Annotated in this window: 23 protein-coding genes; 17 read left to right on the top strand and 6 right to left on the bottom strand. The window is 36.4% G+C overall.

Going from position 1 to position 17,021, the window contains the following annotated elements; all coding sequences use genetic code 11:
- The first annotated feature begins 219 nt into the window (after window positions 1–219).
- Window positions 220–549, top strand: a complete 330-nt coding sequence (csaA, locus tag ACE1TG_RS15785) for a chaperone CsaA (protein WP_375053382.1) — start codon at window positions 220–222, stop codon at window positions 547–549.
- Window positions 549–1,073 carry a GrpB family protein gene (locus tag ACE1TG_RS15780; RefSeq protein ID WP_375053381.1) on the top strand — a complete coding sequence of 175 codons (525 nt, stop codon included), beginning with the start codon at window positions 549–551 and terminating at the stop codon, window positions 1,071–1,073. Before csaA ends, ACE1TG_RS15780 begins: the two co-directional genes overlap by 1 nt.
- Before the next feature lie 450 nt (window positions 1,074–1,523).
- Here the strand turns inward: ACE1TG_RS15780 and ACE1TG_RS15775 are convergent, their stop codons facing one another.
- Complete coding sequence (locus ACE1TG_RS15775) at window positions 1,524–1,958, bottom strand: DUF5392 family protein (protein WP_375053380.1); 435 nt, start codon at window positions 1,956–1,958, stop codon at window positions 1,524–1,526.
- Window positions 1,959–2,528: 570 nt separating this feature from the next.
- Here ACE1TG_RS15775 and ACE1TG_RS15770 point away from each other — a divergent pair.
- From ACE1TG_RS15770 to ACE1TG_RS15760, 3 genes are all read left to right on the top strand, one after another.
- Window positions 2,529–4,013: a flotillin family protein gene (locus tag ACE1TG_RS15770; RefSeq protein ID WP_375053379.1), complete on the top strand. Its 1,485-nt coding sequence runs from the start codon at window positions 2,529–2,531 to the stop codon at window positions 4,011–4,013.
- A 167-nt stretch (window positions 4,014–4,180) separates the two neighbouring features.
- Window positions 4,181–4,624, top strand: a complete 444-nt coding sequence (locus tag ACE1TG_RS15765) for a DUF2243 domain-containing protein (RefSeq protein ID WP_375053378.1) — start codon at window positions 4,181–4,183, stop codon at window positions 4,622–4,624.
- Window positions 4,625–4,662: 38 nt separating this feature from the next.
- The gene (locus tag ACE1TG_RS15760; protein WP_375053377.1) at window positions 4,663–5,112 is read left to right on the top strand and encodes a hypothetical protein; all 450 of its coding nucleotides are present in this window, start codon (window positions 4,663–4,665) and stop codon (window positions 5,110–5,112) included.
- A gap of 52 nt (window positions 5,113–5,164) precedes the next feature.
- Here ACE1TG_RS15760 and ACE1TG_RS15755 read toward each other — a convergent pair whose 3' ends face one another.
- Both ACE1TG_RS15755 and ACE1TG_RS15750 read right to left on the bottom strand, forming a co-directional pair.
- A complete protein-coding gene (locus tag ACE1TG_RS15755; protein ID WP_375053376.1) occupies window positions 5,165–5,833 on the bottom strand; it encodes a hypothetical protein in 669 nt (222 codons plus the stop codon).
- Window positions 5,830–6,375: a sigma-70 family RNA polymerase sigma factor gene (locus ACE1TG_RS15750; protein WP_375053375.1), complete on the bottom strand. Its 546-nt coding sequence runs from the start codon at window positions 6,373–6,375 to the stop codon at window positions 5,830–5,832. Before ACE1TG_RS15750 ends, ACE1TG_RS15755 begins: the two co-directional genes overlap by 4 nt.
- A gap of 194 nt (window positions 6,376–6,569) precedes the next feature.
- Between ACE1TG_RS15750 and ACE1TG_RS15745 the strand changes: the two genes are divergently transcribed.
- The 7 genes from ACE1TG_RS15745 to ACE1TG_RS15715 all read left to right on the top strand — a co-directional run bounded on the left by ACE1TG_RS15745 (window position 6,570) and on the right by ACE1TG_RS15715 (window position 10,576).
- Entirely contained in the window at window positions 6,570–7,109 is a 540-nt protein-coding gene (locus tag ACE1TG_RS15745) for a hypothetical protein (RefSeq protein WP_375053374.1), read from the top strand.
- A gap of 100 nt (window positions 7,110–7,209) precedes the next feature.
- The gene (locus ACE1TG_RS15740; RefSeq protein WP_375053373.1) at window positions 7,210–7,407 is read left to right on the top strand and encodes a DUF2197 domain-containing protein; all 198 of its coding nucleotides are present in this window, start codon (window positions 7,210–7,212) and stop codon (window positions 7,405–7,407) included.
- Window positions 7,408–7,457: 50 nt separating this feature from the next.
- Window positions 7,458–7,634 (top strand): hypothetical protein, encoded by a 177-nt coding sequence (locus tag ACE1TG_RS15735; RefSeq protein ID WP_375053372.1) that lies wholly within the window; start codon window positions 7,458–7,460, stop codon window positions 7,632–7,634.
- A 93-nt stretch (window positions 7,635–7,727) separates the two neighbouring features.
- A complete protein-coding gene (locus ACE1TG_RS15730) occupies window positions 7,728–8,588 on the top strand; it encodes a hypothetical protein (protein ID WP_375053371.1) in 861 nt (286 codons plus the stop codon).
- Between the two features lie 25 nt (window positions 8,589–8,613).
- Entirely contained in the window at window positions 8,614–9,420 is an 807-nt protein-coding gene (locus ACE1TG_RS15725) for a GNAT family N-acetyltransferase (protein ID WP_375053370.1), read from the top strand.
- Window positions 9,421–9,424: 4 nt separating this feature from the next.
- Complete coding sequence (locus tag ACE1TG_RS15720) at window positions 9,425–9,964, top strand: GNAT family N-acetyltransferase (RefSeq protein WP_375053369.1); 540 nt, start codon at window positions 9,425–9,427, stop codon at window positions 9,962–9,964.
- 21 nt (window positions 9,965–9,985) lie between these two features.
- On the top strand, window positions 9,986–10,576 hold the full coding sequence (locus tag ACE1TG_RS15715) for a histidine phosphatase family protein (RefSeq protein ID WP_375053447.1): 591 nt from the start codon (window positions 9,986–9,988) through the stop codon (window positions 10,574–10,576).
- Between the two features lie 32 nt (window positions 10,577–10,608).
- On the opposite strand, the gene ACE1TG_RS15710 is transcribed toward ACE1TG_RS15715, so the two are convergent.
- The 3 genes from ACE1TG_RS15710 to ACE1TG_RS15700 form a co-directional block, all read right to left on the bottom strand.
- Window positions 10,609–11,865: an MFS transporter gene (locus ACE1TG_RS15710; RefSeq protein WP_375053368.1), complete on the bottom strand. Its 1,257-nt coding sequence runs from the start codon at window positions 11,863–11,865 to the stop codon at window positions 10,609–10,611.
- 11 nt (window positions 11,866–11,876) lie between these two features.
- Window positions 11,877–12,461, bottom strand: a complete 585-nt coding sequence (locus ACE1TG_RS15705) for a TetR/AcrR family transcriptional regulator (protein ID WP_375053367.1) — start codon at window positions 12,459–12,461, stop codon at window positions 11,877–11,879.
- A 404-nt stretch (window positions 12,462–12,865) separates the two neighbouring features.
- Window positions 12,866–13,363: a GNAT family N-acetyltransferase gene (locus ACE1TG_RS15700; protein ID WP_375053366.1), complete on the bottom strand. Its 498-nt coding sequence runs from the start codon at window positions 13,361–13,363 to the stop codon at window positions 12,866–12,868.
- Window positions 13,364–13,486: 123 nt separating this feature from the next.
- Between ACE1TG_RS15700 and ACE1TG_RS15695 the strand changes: the two genes are divergently transcribed.
- The 5 genes from ACE1TG_RS15695 (at window position 13,487) to ACE1TG_RS15675 (ending at window position 17,012) form a co-directional block, all read left to right on the top strand.
- On the top strand, window positions 13,487–13,852 hold the full coding sequence (locus ACE1TG_RS15695) for a cytochrome-c oxidase (protein ID WP_375053365.1): 366 nt from the start codon (window positions 13,487–13,489) through the stop codon (window positions 13,850–13,852).
- Between the two features lie 134 nt (window positions 13,853–13,986).
- On the top strand, window positions 13,987–14,595 hold the full coding sequence (locus ACE1TG_RS15690; RefSeq protein ID WP_375053364.1) for a hypothetical protein: 609 nt from the start codon (window positions 13,987–13,989) through the stop codon (window positions 14,593–14,595).
- An 88-nt stretch (window positions 14,596–14,683) separates the two neighbouring features.
- The gene (locus ACE1TG_RS15685; protein ID WP_375053363.1) at window positions 14,684–15,589 is read left to right on the top strand and encodes a DUF4349 domain-containing protein; all 906 of its coding nucleotides are present in this window, start codon (window positions 14,684–14,686) and stop codon (window positions 15,587–15,589) included.
- 174 nt (window positions 15,590–15,763) lie between these two features.
- Entirely contained in the window at window positions 15,764–16,564 is an 801-nt protein-coding gene (locus tag ACE1TG_RS15680) for an aminoglycoside phosphotransferase family protein (RefSeq protein WP_375053362.1), read from the top strand.
- 61 nt (window positions 16,565–16,625) lie between these two features.
- A complete protein-coding gene (locus ACE1TG_RS15675; protein WP_375053361.1) occupies window positions 16,626–17,012 on the top strand; it encodes a VOC family protein in 387 nt (128 codons plus the stop codon).
- The last annotated feature ends 9 nt before the right edge of the window (window positions 17,013–17,021 follow it).

Genomic DNA, 17,021 nt, shown 5'->3' with positions numbered 1-17,021 from the left:
TTCTCGCAGTTAAGAAAGTATAAATCCTTTCTTACTGCATAAGTGCAACTAAGGCTTTCGCCATTAAGGCTTGGCGATAAGCCAAGTTTGCTAATACTTTCTGGGGAAAACAGATGATAATCGGAGTTCCGATGACAAAGATAATTAATCTGCTTCTATTCGCTTAATTATGGATAAAATAAATAGTAGTTAGATAAAAAATAACTGGAGGTATTAACTTTGGCAACAATTGAAGATTTTATGGAACTGGATATACGCATTGGGACTGTAGTGAGAGCATCCCCTTTCCTTGAAGCAAGAAAACCGGCAATTAAGTTGGAGGTTGATTTTGGCGAAATAGGCATAAAGCAATCTTCTGCACAAATCACACATCGTTATGAACCTGAACAGCTAGTTGGACGTCAGGTAGCAGGAGTAGTGAACTTTCCCCCAATGCGGGTGGCGGGCTTTAAGTCTGAGGTCTTGGTGATAGGTGGTATTCCGGGTAAAGATGATGTGGTACTTCTGAGGCCAGACGAACCTGTCGAGAATGGCACACGTGTATCTTAATGAGAAAGGTAGAAGTCACGCCATATAATGATCAGTGGCCATTGATGTTTAAAGAAGAAGCGGAAAAATTAAGGACAATTCTTGGCCAAGAGGTTTTAGAAATCCATCATATTGGCAGTACGTCAATACAGGGACTTGAAGCAAAACCAGTGATTGACATCATGCCAGTTGTTAATAACATCAGTGAGGTTGATTCCTGTAACAGATCAATGGAAAGCATCGGATATGAAGCAAAAGGAGAGTATGGAATAGCAGGTCGCCGTTATTTTCAGAAGGGTGGAGATAATCGAACACACCATATTCATGTATTTGAATTAGGGAGCCCACACATTGACCGACATCTGGCATTTAGGGATTACCTACGTGCTCACCAAGACGTGGCAAAAGAGTACGGTACCTTAAAGCGTAATCTTATGGATCAGCACCCATATGATATGGAGTCCTACATAAATGGAAAAGCAGAATTTGTCATAAAAACAGAAAGAAGTGCTTTGGCATGGTATAACATGCAATCTTTTCATTAGAAAACTTGGCTTATCGTTAAAGGGGTTCTTATGAAAGCGTATTTGGCTTTCTTAGAACTCCTTATACTCTGGAGTGCAATCTTTAATATAGATAAGCCTTAGTTGCACTTATGCAGTAAGAATGTATTTATACTTTTGTTTGAAAATGCCTCTATAACTTAATTTGGCGGACACAGGAGACGCTATTTCAATAAAAAAGTGACTTTCTCGAAGTTATCGGACACAGAAGCCCTTATTATACAAATATCATTGTTGTTTGACTGTATTTGTGTGAAATAAGGTCCTTGGTGTCCGCAAACAGCACCATTTTCGTGGATTTTTGCCAAATAAGGTCCCTGGTGTCCGCTAACCTCAAACTTTCTATATGAAAATAATTATCATGATAGCAGCCATGGTGGTTTCCTATCTGCCGAAAAAAAGAACCTTTAACAATTAAAGGTTCTCGAAAAATTAATTTTCCATTATTCGTTGTCTACGCTGATCTTCTTCCGTTAAGAAGGTTAAAAAGGTGTGGAACCCGAATTTGGGTTTAGCCTTAATGTTCTGAACGTATTCATTCTTGGCATAATCATTCATATGCTCACTTTTATTGATTCTTTCAATGATATGCTCCATGCTAATCTGTTGCATTTCTTTTTTAACATGTTTCGATTCTTTATATAATGCAATACCAACTGCACCCATCAAAGCGTATAACCCTAGATAAAACATATTGTCCATATTCCATCCGCCTACGATTAATAACAAAATCAGATTCGTAAATGAAATTGCCAGTAACGGTATCGCAATTAAAAGGTATCTTGAAGTCTTTTTCAACTGTGGCTTAACTATATCGGTAATTGTCTGTATTTCCTTTTCAATAAAGGCAGGCATATTATTCATCATGAAACTATTCATAACCAAACATCTCTCCTTACATTTTGGTTTATAACTTATTAACTGCTAAAAATAGACCCAACCAACTTATCTGGTAAGGTCTTGCTAACAACGAAACGTTGGCAGCAAAGAGCGACCATTTCACGAATTTTGAATAGAGATTGTGTACTCATAACTCGTGTTAATCTCGAACTCTATAATGACAACTTTGCTGTTAAAATTATTCCCAAGAGAATTATATTATAAAAGCATTATATAATTTTATTCTTATATTGTCATAAATTTTGCTCATAAATTTTGTTAAATAATTGTTACGGATCGCTATGTCAAAGGTTTCACCATTTTAAACCAAGGATATTCCAAAGAAGCAATACATCTATTTACATCTCTGAAGAAAGAATCAGAAATAACTTAAATTACACGTTTGGAGCGAGTTGGAGAAAGAAGTGTTATGCAAGTTGTATTCTTACTAAAAGAACAAATTATTAAAATATTGAAACTTTATATAAATGTAATCGTACTGTAATATATCCATAGTGGATTGAATCATAAATATTTATAAGGGAGCGGATTTTTTACATGTTTCAAGATGCATTATTTTTAATGATTTTAGCAATTATTGGTGTTGTTGCTATTATTGCAGGAGCAATAGCATTTTTTATTTTTAGACTGCGCTATAAAACGGCAAGTTCTAATGAGGCACTTATCGTAACAGGGCCAAAGCTTGGAGACCCTGAGCAGGATACAAATGTGTTCCAAGATGAAAATGGACGTTCGGTTAAGATTATACGTGGTGGTGGCTATCGTCTGCGTATGTTCCAAACTGCTACACCAATTGATTTGACATCCTTCCAGCTGAAAGTTGATTCAGAGAAAGCATACACCAAGGAAGGTATTCCAGTTCGAGTAGTCAGCACGGCTGTCATCAGTATTGGAAGTGAGTTAGCAATTATGGCTAACTTTGCTGAAAAATTCCTCGGTAAAAAGCAAAATGAACGTGAGGCTGAACTAAGAGATGTATTAAATGGGCATTTACGTGCGATTATTGCTTCACTTTCGATCGAAAAGATTTACAACGATTTTAAAGAAGTAAATACGCAAGTGAAGAAAATTGCCGAAGCAGACCTTAAAGGTATGGGTTTTGAAATTACATCTTTTGCCTTAAATGATGTTGAAGATGTTGATGTTGAGAATGGTTATATTGATGCATTAGGACGCCCGCATATAGCGGAAGTACAGAAGCTTGCAGATCAAGCAGAATCTGATGCGGAGAAAGAAACACGTATTTATCAGGCACAAAATGACCAGGAAGCACAAGATGAAGAAAATCGCCGTTTAACAGCGATTGCCCAATCCAAGAACGACAAAGATATTAAGGAAGCTGAATTTGAAAAAGAAACCAATCGTGCAAGAGCAAATGCAGAGCAAGCTGGTGAGCTGGAACGTCAAAAATTAGCCCAGCAGGTAAAAGATGAAGAACTTAAAGTACAATATATTGAAAAACAGCGTGCCGTTGAACTTGAGGAAGAAGAAAACAAACGCCGCCGCTCAATAGCTGATGCCGAAGCATATAAAACGACGAAAGCAGCTGAAGCAGAAGCAGAAAAAGGCCGGATTAAAGGTGAGTCAGAAGCAGAAGTTATTCGTCAGCGCGGTATCGCAGAAGCTGAATCGAAAGAACGCATGGCAAAAGCGATGGAGCAGTATGGGGAAGCAGCAATTGTAGAAATGCTTATCAATGTATTGCCTGACTACGCTGAAAAAGTTGCCGCTCCACTATCACAGATTCAGGATATGAAAGTGATTGATATGGGCGGTGAAAATTCACAAGGTGGTACGTCAAAAATAACTAACAGTGTGACGTCAACAATGCTCGGAATTCAGGAATCATTAAAAGAAACAACGGGAATGGATTTGAAGGCAATGCTTGAGAGCTATGTATCCCGTGGAAATGCCGACCACTTTGGTTCACAAAGAGAAAAGTATTATCATGAAGCTTCAGCAGCTAAAGGTTCAAATGAGGAAACAACGTCAACTGCTGAAGAAGCTGCTGGTAATCAATAAATATAGATTTCGGCGCAATTCTTAAAGAGAGAATTGCGCTCTTTATTTGGATCGTTATTCACGATGAAGTTTGACCCCATCCTTTAAAAGTTACAGTAAAATGGTATATTCCTCTTCATTTTGGGCATTAATCGGAGTAGCAAATCACCATTTAAAGGATGATTTATTTGACTAAAGAAGATAAAAACTTATTCATAGCAGCTGTAATTCTTGGATTGGGATTACTGGGAGCTGTAGATGGAATTGTTTTTCATCAGTTATTGCAATGGCATCATATGGTACTTAATCCTAACATTAAGCTTGAAATTATTACTGACGGCTTATTTACTGCTGCATTTTCGGCTTTGCTTATTTGGGGTGGAGTTAAAATTTTTCAGGATGCAAGACAGAATAAACTTGGCCATAGTTGGGTGATTTTTAGCAGTGGCATCTTTATAGGAGGTGGAGTATTCAATATTGTTGAAGGAATAATTGATCACCATATATTACAAGTTCATCGTGTTAGACCAGTAGCTGAAAATCCTCTGCTATACGACTTAGGTTTTTTAGCAATAGGAGCATTACTTGTAATTATTGGTTTTCTTATAAAGCACAAGTATCAAAGTAGGTGACTAGTATGTATGAATTATCTAATCAAAGAGGAAAAAGAGTGAAAAAGATAAAGAGTATTACTGGCTTTTTAGTAATCTTTTTAGTATTATTTCTTTATTTTGTAAACCAGAACTCGCACTTAATCAATAGTGAAGGACATATAACCCATAATCCGGTTGAAATACCAGAAGGATATAAAGTACCTTCTGTAGAGTTGAAAGTTTCACAAGATCGTTCGAATACATGGCTTTTGCACCTCAAAACAAAACATTTTGCGTTTGCACCTGAAAAGGTAGGCTCTGCAATTCCAAGCTATAATGAAGGTCATGTTCATCTATACATAAATGGTGAAAAGATAAACCGCATATATGGAAATTACTTTAATTTAGGTTATCTGGAGCCAGGAAAAAATAAAATAAGAGTTTCACTTCATTCTAATAATCATGGGGCTTTAGTTTATAAAGGAAAGCCAATTGAAAATAGTGAAATTGTGGAAGTTTCATCATAGACTTGGTAAGTTATAAAAGCACCGCAAATGCGGTGCTTTAAAATTATTATCATTAATTGTCCAAGGATTCCACGTTCCTATCCGCGATAATCCAGCCGCCTTCCTGATATTGATAGGTAACGGTCAGGCGGATATTCCCTCTGAGTTGGCTTTCCTGTGTTTGTGTTAATTCGTATTCCTTATCACTAATTTTGGTTAAGTTATATTCGGTATCAAAATCAATAAGTGCTGGACCTCCTGACTCATTTACAAATAGTTCTCCATTGTTGACACGGAAAAATTGATCTGCACTTTGTACGGCTAAGTCCTGACTCATTATTTTGGTGAAGGCATCAATCAGTTCCTGTTTCGTGTCATACTTTACTACCTCTAGTTGTTCATTGTACTCTTGCTTGATCATGCTTTCATACTGATTCTCCAAGTCCTCGAGTGGTGGTTTTTCTGGTTCAACTGTCTGCACCTTTGGATCTTCACTTGGCCCAGAAAGATCTTCATTTGAATCTGTTGCATTATCCTGTAATGAATTAAATGTGATATATGCCGGAACCATTAATAAAAGTAAGAGTGTTGCTGCGCTCAAGATTCTTTTGTTCCACATTGAAAATACATTTACTTTATTTTTCTTAGAGATATGTTGCATCACCTGTTCACGGCTCTCTTCAGAAAACTCAATGTTGTTTAAGCTGGATTTTTTTGAGAATTCGTTTAATCTTTCCTTCATTTATGGTCCCCCTCCAGTTTTTCTTTCAGCATTAGACGAGCTCTTCTTAATCTTGAAGAGACTGTTGGCACTTTAACATTCAGCAGTTCACTGGTTTCATTGATCGAAAGCTCTTGAAAGTGATAACAGATGATTACTTCCCGGTATTTAACGGGAAGAGAAAGGACTTCTTTAGTAAGTTCGTCATGCTGATCCTTTTTTGCCATTTCAGTTTCTGGTGATGGAGCCGTGCTTTTAATAAATTGAGAAAAGTCTACATTCAGACGCAAATGTTTTGACCATCCGCTTCGAAAGTGATCCTTGCACTTGTTAATCGTGATGCTGTTAATCCATGGTTTAATAGCTGCACCTTTCTTAAGATGATGTATCTTTTTAAAACATTTAATGAATACATCCTGTGCAATATTTTCAGCAGTCTGTACATCTTTGACATAGGAGTAGGCCAATCTTGTGACCTGTGACCCGTAATGTGTCATCAATTCTTGAATTAATTGTTCTTTATCGATTTCGTTGTTCCGGTATTGTTCGACAAACTTATCCAACGAGGCACCGTCCTCCCATTTCATAATTTTTTTCTATATATAAGACGAATTAAAAGAATAAAACATTCATTTTAAAAATAAAAAAGTTATTTATTTTTTAGGGTGCCCATCTATTGAAACAACTCACTTGATTAAAGGAATTTGGACATAATTAGCGAAATATATAGTAAGGAGTTCTTCAACTTTAGGGAGTGATGATGCTGAGAGTAATTGTATTTTCGATGATGGTGATTCTTATAATTTCAGGCTGCAGCCAGCAGACTTCACCCCAAACTATACAGGGCCAGGTTAATGATGAAGTCAAATATAATGTCGAAATTCCAAAATTTCAAGGCTTTGTTATGAACTTTGTGAGTATTGAATATCCTCCTGTAGGTGAGAACAAGAGAGTTCGATTAGGATATACCACTGAAAAAGACAATTTACCTGAGCTGACTAAGGAAGAAAAAGAGCTTTTAAGAAAAGGGCACAACATGAATATTTTATTTGGTAACCCTGACAGCAGGAATGACTTTTATATTGAGGTAAGTAACTCTGAAACTCAAGTAGTTAACTCTGAAGTTACAACTATTTCAGGAGAAAAAGTTCAAACTTTAACTGACGATAAGCATGCAATATTTGCAATTAATATTGAAGAAAGTTCGTACAAATTAAATGTAGTATTTAATGATGAAATAAATAAGCAGGATTCACTTAATATTGCAGAACAGCTTATTAAACAAGTAGTACACTAATAAAAAATATGTGTGTATTCAAGGGGATGAAGACTCTTGAAACCCAAGTGTTTATATTTATAAATGCACATCGCAAAATCAGGATAGGGAGCGGGTAAGAATGATAAAAACAAAGTGCTTTTTCTGCAAAAAGAATTATACAATTGATTATTCAGATACTCAGTACCAAAAAATTAAAAAGAATCCAAAAGCACACTATGTCTGTAAAAAGTGTAACGAATCAATGCAAATGGAAGCTCAGTCTACTACTGGGTTAGATCCGGATGTAATTGATAAATACGGTAAATTTTTACAGTGACGTTATGATTATTCAATAAAATTGCTTGATCATAGGAGGGGTTAGTAAATATGTTCTGGGTGATTTTCTTAGGTGTATTTATATTTCCGGTTTTGATTTTTGGTATTGTAGTTGATTTGAAACGCAAAAAGCGAACCAACACAAATTACGGCCAATACAAAACTTCTAATACAGATACAGGTGAGAGAAACATTTATTCAATGGGTGAGAATATTCGAGGGGATTAAATGTTTTTGGAGGGTCTTAATTGAATTGTTGATGCAGATTCAATTCACAAATAAGGAACTCGTTGAAGAAATGGTTTATATGGAGGTAGCGATTTGTCAAAGCAAAACATAATTTATAGTGCAGCAATTGGAATTCTCGTTATCATTAGTCTATTAAACTACGTTAAAATTAGTAATGTAGAGGATCGATTGCAGACGTTAGATAATATGCAAGGTCAGATTCAGAATGTAAACAATTCGGTGCGAAACATAACTTCGCAAGTAAATTCACAGATGGATAAATTTTTACAAGAACAATTATGGATACCAGAAAAAGAATATAAGATTAGCAATGTTGACTTAGAGGAAAATAAAATTGACGTAATTTTAGAATGGAGTTTTCGAGACTTGCTCGATGAAGAGAAATTAGCTTTCTTATATCGAGAAGAAGGTACTCAAGAATGGACGGAGCTTGAAGTTAAAAATAAAGGTGGGCTAAACTATTCTCTAGAGCATACTTTCCCATTGAACGGAAATTATGAAACACAAGTAATTGCGACTTCAGCGGATGGTAAAAGAAGCGAGGATTTGCTAAACTTAGAATTTAAAGAACAGTTAGACAACCGGATCATGATTGATGCTTTTTTACATCCAAGAGGTGATGGACAATTTGACGTGAATATCAACATTCATAACCGCTTGAAGCAGGAGCTTATGCCAGCAGAAAATAAAGAGGATTTAAAAGTTAAAAGTGCCAAAGCATATCTGTACGTCAATGGAGAACCGATTAAGGAAATTGATATATTAGAGAAAAATCAAGGTATGCATTCCGACTCTTTAACGGAAAATATCAACTACCATAACTCCTACAATCTCAATGATAAGATAGGCGATGAAGCTAATGTTGAACTCCGTGTCACTGTTGAAGATGGGCTGGGGCTGAAATATGAAACAAAAGCGGATATCACTTATTAGAGGGCAGAAGGCAGGGGGGATACATTTGAATCCAATTATGAATATAGATATCGCTAAAACAATAGAGCAGTCAGAAGTCGATACGATGAGTTCACGTTTAACAGCAATAAAAAATATAAAAAATAATCCGATGAAGGTGGAAGTTAAAAATTTTGGAATGGCAACTGCATTTACTGTAAAAAATATTCCTGGGCCATCTTTTAATACGGTTAAAGGATTACATTATACGGATGTTAACTTGCTAGATGAAATAATTGCTTTTTACGATAAAGAGAATATCCCTTGTCGTTTTGAAGTAACCCCTGCCCATGCTTCATCTGAATTATTTTTTAAATTAGCTCATAGGGGATTTTACCAAACAAGTTTCCATACAGCGCTATATTCAACACCTTCTTTAGATAATAACGATTTACTTAATTCGGAGATTTCTATTAGAAAAATAGAGAAAAATGAGTTTGATATTTTTGCTGAAATATATGTTAAAGGATTTCAAATGCCGAACTTTGTAAAGAGTGGGGTGGCAGAAAATAACAGAGTTCTTTATGATGATGAGAATTGGAAGTTTTATTTAGCGAGTGTTAAGAGTGAACCAGTAGGAATAGGAGTGCTTTTTGTTAAAAATGGAACTGCTACACTAGCTGCTTCAGCGACCTTACCTGGTTATAGAAATAAAGGCGTTCACACTGCATTACTTATAAAACGAATCAATGAGGCACAATCAATGAAGTTGGGTTTAGTTGCAGGCCAGGCTGAATTTGGTAGTACAAGCCAAACTAATATGCAACGATTAGGAATGAACATTGCATATACAAAGGCGATATGGGAGAAATGATTCAATGATTAATAACATAATGATTAAGCAGTTTGGTAAAAAGGATGAAGATTTACATAGAATTGCAGCCCTTTACTGTAAAACGTTTATAGGAGGTACCTATACATCCCAGGACTTTGAAAGTGCTGCTAATAATATCAATAAACATACTAGTTATGAAGGTTTCAAGGGGTTAAAGGCGAAAGATGAAAATGGAACGTTACTTGGATTTACATATGGCTATACAAGCTTGCCAGGTCAATTTTACCGTGAGAAGCTGGCAGCACAATTGTCAGACCAACAAATCGAATGGTTAATTGATTGTTTCGAGTTTGTTGAATTAGCAGTAGACGCCAATGTAAGACGCATGGGGGTCGGTCGGAAATTGCATGATAGATTACTAAGCGAGATTGATCATAATACATCCGTTTTAACAACTCCGATAGAAAACAATCCTGCTATAAATTTGTACATAAGCAAAGGGTGGGAAGTTATTAAGGAAAATGCTGCAGTTATATCAACGGATGATGTTCAGGTTATAATGGGAAAGAGGATTTATCAATGAGGCATTTAATCATACCAGGAAATAAAGGAGGAAGTTAACATTACTACTATATGCTTAATTAGACATGGAGAAACAGATTGGAACGCATCCCAAAAGCTGCAGGGAGCAACGGATATACCTTTGAATAGGAAAGGTATTTTGCAGGCTGAGGAATGCGCTGCATTTTTAGAGTCCTCGCAATGGGATGTGCTTATTACCAGTCCATTGACAAGAGCGAAGCAAACGGCTGAAATTATAAATGAAAAATTGAATATCCCTTTTGCTGAAATGGCTGCTTTTAAGGAAAAATCTTTTGGTGATGCTGAAGGGATGACACCACAAGAGAGACTAGAAAAATTTCCGGATAAAATATTTCCAAATCAGGAGGACGAGCAGTCATTTAAAGAACGAATTATGACAGGCATTCATGAAATAAACCAATCGTACCATGGTAGTATGGTTCTGCTTGTAGCACATGGCGCAGTTATAAATTCTATTCTCGGTACTGTTTCAGATGGTGAGATAGGTTCAGGAAAGACCAAACTGGTAAACGCCTGTATAAGCAATATTTATTTCCAAGAAGAAAAGTGGAATGTAAAAGATTTTAATCAGGCTTCACATCTTTCACGTTAAAGTTCACTACAAGAATCCATAAAAGAAGTGAGTTATCCAGTTTGCTTTTGCTGATCATGCTCATTTCTTTTTAGCTGATTCACGACATAAACCATCAAAAACACACCCGTCATACCTGCTAGCAGGAAGCCGCTGCTTATAATATATCCAGGCAAGATCCCTCCTATTGTGATGACAGCACCTGCTATAATCAGTGTCCCTTGATCCATGAAACTATTTAGCGCAAGGTAGGAGCTTCGATGGGATTCGTCTGCTAAATCAGCAAGCAAACTTTGGCGAACAGGAGCGTACATTAGTTCACCAATTGAAATGAATACCATCAATCCAATCAAAAGTAATGGAGCAGAAGTGTAACTTAAAATAGCGTAGCTGCACACGTAGAGTGCCATTCCATAGATAAGCCGCTTGTAATCAGATGTTTTTTTAATTAACCAGCTTACCAGACCAACTGCTAATACGATAAGTAATGTGTTTTCTGCGTGCAAAATTCCTATCATATTTATCCCATCGATGGTAATGAACCCAAACAGGGAAGTTTCCTCAACTGTATTTTGTAAATGAACTGCTATATAATTAGTCAGATGACTTTCAAGTGAGACAACACACAATGTTCCAATCAGAAAAATAATATAAATCCGGTCTTTTAAGACATGTTGATAATTGGACCATATGGATGGTGATTTTACTGCCTTGTCAGATGCTCCAACCTTCTTGGTGAATGTCTCTCTGATATAAAAGTAAGTTATGATTGAAGAAAGAAGTGCTATGGAAGCGACAAAAATAAATAAATAAAAATGATATTCCTCAAATAGGAATGCCCCCGTAATAGTTCCGAGTGCTGTTCCCAAGTTTGCAATCCAGTATATGGCAGTAAAAACAAATGTACGATCTTCTTTTTGTACCAAATCGTAAATCATGGAAGTTGAAACTGGAATATATATCCCATTACAGAACATGTTTATTAAAAAGAACGCAAAACTGACATAAGGCATTACCGTCCATGGAGAATTAACGAAAGCAATTGCTAAAAAGGAAATACCAAGACCCAGTTCAGCAAAGACAAGAAGCTTTTTTCGTCCAATCTGATCCGACCAATAACCACCGAGTAATCCACCTAAGATACCGGAGCAAATGACAAGTACGACAAGCAGTCCGGTTATTTTGGGGCCAACTAATCCGGTGAAATAAACCGCGATGTAAGGCATGATGGTGGCACTTGCCAGGACAGTAGCAAATTGCAAATACAAGCGAATTTTAATAGATTTATGCAAAGAGCTGAATCGTTTCATTTAACTTCCTCCTAGATACCAATTCCGAACAATCGATAGGCCTGTTTTCCTAAAGCATTGGTTAATTGTACACCTGGATAATCGGTGAATGTCAGCCGAGCCCCCATAAGAAAAGCGAGGTAACCATATCCAACTTCTTCAGGATTACTTTCCGGTAGAACACCTTGTTCCATGCCTGTTTGAACTACATTCTGAATGAATGACATGAATTCATCGGAAAACTGGTCCAATTCTTCCATCGTCTCAGAGAATCTTTCCGGCTGCCCAATAACATATTGAATCACACGTAAGTAATCTTCTTTCTCTAAAAAGAAGTTAAGGTGCTTAGTTACCATTTCCTTTAACGTACCTAAGTTAAAGTTTTCTAAGGTTTCAGGTTCAATTAAGTAATTTCTAAACTCATCAATTGGTTCTGTTACACAAAGATGGAAAAGCTCTTCCTTGTTCGTAAAGTAGGTAAATACGGTGCCAAAGCTCACATTAGCTTCTGTGGAAATGTCTTTGATAGTTGTTTTAGAGTAACCATTTTGAGCAAATAGGCGAAGTCCAGCCTGAAAAATCATATTACGCTTTTCACTAGATCTTGGTTTAGCCAAGGTAATGCCTCCTTTAAATGATTGATCAATCAATTATTTATAATTGTATAATGATTTTGGTGAGATAGCAAGTAAAAATTCTCAAGGATAAAACTACCACTATACATTTATAAAAATTTTGAGTGAAAAAATGAAACTTCTGAAATGCAGATCACTTCGGCAAGGGGCGAAGTGAATCCTCATTCCGCTAATTGGCAGAAAAGCTGGTCTAATCGGGGTGAAGCGGATCCTGGTTCCGCTAAATGTACAAAATCAATGGAATATGAGGTTAAAAAAGGCAAATAACGGAACGAGGATCCGAAGCTAAGCTTGAAACAAGGGATTTGTCACAAATAACGGAACGAGGATCCGTCTGGCCAGCAAAGTGTGTCCTGGTTCCGTTTCGTGTTTCTTCCTGTAATATACTAGGACAGTTGTCTCGAATAGCGTAAAGAAACTTGTCTCTCACCAGTATCGGTAACTGTATTTTTTTCCTTTTGATAAACAAAGCCTCTTGCCTCATAAAAGGGGATGCCGTGCTGATTTCCTTCCTGCACCGATACCCATTGCTCAGTTGCGCCACTTTCAATTTGCTGTTCCGTGAATGCTTCCAGAAGACGTCTACCTATTCCGTTATATCGATACGTCTCATCTACATAAAGGACAAATATCTCACCAGCATTCGGTCCAGTCATAGCGCCACCAATTACACCGGCAACTTGTGAGTCGACTAGTGCTACGTGTGAGTAAAGCCCTGCGTTTATGTCATGATAAACTTTTTCATGGTTGTACCAAAAATCAACATTTTTCTTTTGGTATTCATCGCTTAACTTTCCTGCTACTGTCTGTTTCCAGCCTGCGGCACATATATCAGCAATTGCTTCTGTATACGTTGTGTTTGCTTTTACGATTGATAGATTCAATATTTCACACCCCAATATTTAATATAGAATTACTGTAACATAGCCCACACTTAATTTATCGAAGAATTATTCGATTTTTTAAACATATATTTATCTATAATTCTGTGAAGGAGGGGGATTCATATGGCCGCGCGGTTTCTTAAAATTGCAGCAGTATACTTTGTTTTAGGAGTTTGTTTAGGGCTTACAATGGGCATTACGGAAAATTTTAGTTTCACTTCTGTTCACGCACATTTAAATTTATTGGGTTGGGTATCCTTGGCATTATTTGGAATTATTTATTATTGTTTTCCAAAGGCTGGTGAGACGAAATTAGCAACAATTCATTTCTGGTTGCACAACCTTGGTTTGCCGCTTATGCAAGGTACACTTTTTATTATGCTATTAACGTCCAATCATTCAATCGTCGTTTTAACGATTATTGGATCTATTATGGTCGTAGTCGGTGCGATTCTGTTTTTAATTAATGTATTTAAAAATATAGGCTAACTAAATACCAATAACCATTCAAAGTAACCACGGACAAGAAATTTGTCCCGGGTTACTTTTTTCTAACTTGGAATTTTCATTGTTTTAAAGTTAAAATAATAGACATAGATAAATATAGTAGTTAGGGGAATTAAATGAGATATTTTACAATCGCAATCATTTTTATGCTTTTATTGCTTACTTCTTGCTCACAGGAAGACGAAGCAGGTGAAAAATCCGATGCTGTAATTAAAGAGGCGGAACTTACAAAATTTGAACGGCAATTTGTAGATATAACGGATTATAAGACAATTGCATTTGATATTGATATACATAATAAAGATGTAAAAGAACTTCAAACAAAAGTGGATTATTATGAAAATGGCAAGCATAAAAGTCAGGTAACCAAATCTATTACCCGTATATCAGATAAAGAACAAAAAGGCGTTGTAAGAACGTTATTTTTACGAAGGCCAAAGGATGAAAATCAGGAGCAATGGATTACTTCTGTTATAACAAAAAATGGATATACAACTGCAAAGGCTACAAATGAGATAAAAGATAGGGAGAAGCTTGATAGTTCGGGATGGGGAGGCATAAGCTCGCCAACGAATATAGAAATAGGGGAAGAGAAAATCATTGCCACTATTGTACATACAGCAGAAAATGAATTAACTATTTATGAGAATATTGAAACGAAAGAGGATTTAAAAAGAGCTACAGACTACGAGCAGGTCTATTTAATTTCGGCAAGATTAAACTGATTTAAGATGTAACCTTTTTCAATTAAATACCGTCTGTGTTTTAAAGAGAAAAGGGGTGGTCAATATTAGATATATATTCCGTGTTATCGTGATTATCAGTGTTTGTACCCTAATTACAGCCTGCAGCAATGAGGCGGGGGACAGTGAATCGAGTAGTGACCAAGCAAATGGCAATACGGAGGAGAAATCTTCCCAGGAAAACAGCAGTGTTTCAAGTGGCGCAGGTGATGATGCTGTAGGTGAGGGTAGCGGCTCACAAGAGGAAGATGCTTCACCCAAAAACAGGGAAGCAATCGATGTGAATCGAAAAATAATTTACACAGCTAATCTCCGTATCGAAGTCAAGCGTTATCAAAAAGCAGTAAATGATATTCAGTCCCAGGTAGAAGACCGCGGTGGCTATATAGTGGAGTCGAACATGCACGGTGGGTCTGAAGATGGTTCAACTAATGGGCAACTAACAGCACGAATCCCCCAGGAGCAGTTTCGTGAATTTGTACAGTTAGTGGAAGATGGCAGCAGTGAGGTTTTAGAAAGTTCGATTTCCGGACAGGACGTTACCGAGGAATATATCGACTTGGAGTCACGATTGAAATCTAAACGTGTTGTCGAGAAACGGTTACTTTCATTTATGGAACAAGCAAAAAAGACAGAAGACCTGTTAACTATTTCAGATGATCTGGCAAAAGTTCAAGGAGAGATTGAAGAAATAACAGGTCGAATGAATTACCTGGAAAATAAAGCCGACTTAGCAACGGTAACGATCCATATTCAAGAAAAAAATGTGACCATTTCAAGTATAAATAAGGAAGATTTAAATACATGGGAAAAAACAAAACAACAATTCATGAGAAGTATTAACGTACTTATATCAGCCTTCTCAAGTTTGTTCGTCTTCTTTATCGGAAATTTACCAGTACTCATCATCCTTGGTGCTGTTGGGCTGGCAATATTTTTTATTATTAAGAGAAGTAAGAGAAGCAGTCGTGAATAACCAGTTATTTACCAAGGTGCAATTCTAATTGAATTGTACCTTTTTTAGTCGTATTGTTATTCTATAAGGGTGGTGGTCAATTGGCTAATTTAGAAGACAAAATCTCATATTTGAAAAAAGCAAAAGCTATTGTGGAACTGAATAAAGGGTTCTCGCATGACAAAAAGTATGTAGTTGATAATAAATACCTTATCAGGATTTTTTCCAATTCAGGACCATGAAGATAGAAAGAAAGAATTTGATATATTAAATAAACTGGCCGGATTTTCTGATTATGTACCAAAAGTCTTTGAATTTGGCCCCCTTATCGATGAAGGAATAGCATACATGGTTCTTGAATACCTGTCAGGCGCAGATGCTGAAGTGACCCTGCACTACTTAACGGAGCAGGAGCAATATGCTGCAGGATTTCAGGCAGGTAAAGAATTATCTGAATTGCATCAGTTTTCAGCGCCTGTAAATTATCCGTCCTGGTATTCTGTTAAAAGGGAAAAGAACAATAGATACCTCGCGCAGCTAAAAGAAATTAATATAGATAAAAATATCAAGGAAATGCTTGCAATATTTATAAAGAAGAATGAACACCTGATGAAAGACAGGCCGAATACATTTCAGCATGATGATTTCCATCCTGCAAATCTCTTACTACAGGATAAAACTTTTTCCGGAATCATCGACTTTCAACGGATGGATTGGGGAGATCCAATTCATGACTTACATAAGCTAGGTTTCTTTTCCAAACGAATAAGCGTTCCATTTACCAGAGGTATTATTGACGGATATCGTACCAATACTGGCATTAATGAATCATTCTGGCAGTTATATGCTTTGTATAGTGCAATGCATATTGTTTCAGCACTTGTATGGGGAAAGAAACTGGGTAGTGAAAACTTTGAACGAATGCTGGACGATTCATTGGATGTAATAGAAGATCATGATTGTTTCAGACAATGTATTCCAGATTGGTATAAGTGAATTAAAATTTTGAAAAATAAATGGTACAATTGAAATAATAGTTTACTACTGGAGGGTAACAATGAAAATAAAAGTAACAAGTGTTTTTGTAGACGATCAGGAGAAAGCATTGAGATTTTATACGAATGTTTTGGGTTTCGTTAAAAAAACAGATATGCCAGCCGGAGATTTTAAATGGATTACAGTTGTTTCTCCAGAAGAACCTGACTCAGTTGAATTGCTTTTAGAACCAAATGATAATCCAGCTGCAGAAACATATCAGAAAGCGATTTATAGTGATGGAATACCCACGATATCCTTTACGGTAGATGATATTCAGCAAGAATACGAACGGTTGAAAAAACGAGGTGTAGAATTCACAGCAGAACCCACAGAAGTGGGACCTGTTACTTTTGCAATTTTTGATGATACATGCGGAAACCTAATTCAGATTTCTCAAGAAAAATAATACAAAACG

Origin of the sequence: Virgibacillus sp. JSM 102003, assembly GCF_041949995.1 — a bacterium.
Lineage (GTDB): Bacteria > Bacillota > Bacilli > Bacillales > Amphibacillaceae > Lentibacillus.
The sequence above is the reverse complement of the archived record's forward strand: the minus strand, read 5'-3'. Positions and strand labels throughout refer to the sequence as shown.

Bases quoted from the DNA above. Each gene is read 5' to 3' on its own strand.
- ACE1TG_RS15780 (WP_375053381.1), top strand. From the start codon at position 549: ATGAGAAAGGTAGAAGTCACGCCATATAATGATCAGTGGCCATTGATG.
- ACE1TG_RS15775 (WP_375053380.1), bottom strand. From the start codon at position 1,958: ATGATGAATAATATGCCTGCCTTTATTGAAAAGGAAATACAGACAATT.
- ACE1TG_RS15770 (WP_375053379.1), top strand. From the start codon at position 2,529: ATGTTTCAAGATGCATTATTTTTAATGATTTTAGCAATTATTGGTGTT.
- ACE1TG_RS15755 (WP_375053376.1), bottom strand. From the start codon at position 5,833: ATGAAGGAAAGATTAAACGAATTCTCAAAAAAATCCAGCTTAAACAAC.
- ACE1TG_RS15745 (WP_375053374.1), top strand. From the start codon at position 6,570: ATGATGCTGAGAGTAATTGTATTTTCGATGATGGTGATTCTTATAATT.
- ACE1TG_RS15740 (WP_375053373.1), top strand. From the start codon at position 7,210: ATGATAAAAACAAAGTGCTTTTTCTGCAAAAAGAATTATACAATTGAT.
- ACE1TG_RS15735 (WP_375053372.1), top strand. From the start codon at position 7,458: ATGTTCTGGGTGATTTTCTTAGGTGTATTTATATTTCCGGTTTTGATT.
- ACE1TG_RS15720 (WP_375053369.1), top strand. From the start codon at position 9,425: ATGATTAATAACATAATGATTAAGCAGTTTGGTAAAAAGGATGAAGAT.
- ACE1TG_RS15710 (WP_375053368.1), bottom strand. From the start codon at position 11,865: ATGAAACGATTCAGCTCTTTGCATAAATCTATTAAAATTCGCTTGTAT.
- ACE1TG_RS15695 (WP_375053365.1), top strand. From the start codon at position 13,487: ATGGCCGCGCGGTTTCTTAAAATTGCAGCAGTATACTTTGTTTTAGGA.
- ACE1TG_RS15690 (WP_375053364.1), top strand. From the start codon at position 13,987: ATGAGATATTTTACAATCGCAATCATTTTTATGCTTTTATTGCTTACT.
- ACE1TG_RS15675 (WP_375053361.1), top strand. From the start codon at position 16,626: ATGAAAATAAAAGTAACAAGTGTTTTTGTAGACGATCAGGAGAAAGCA.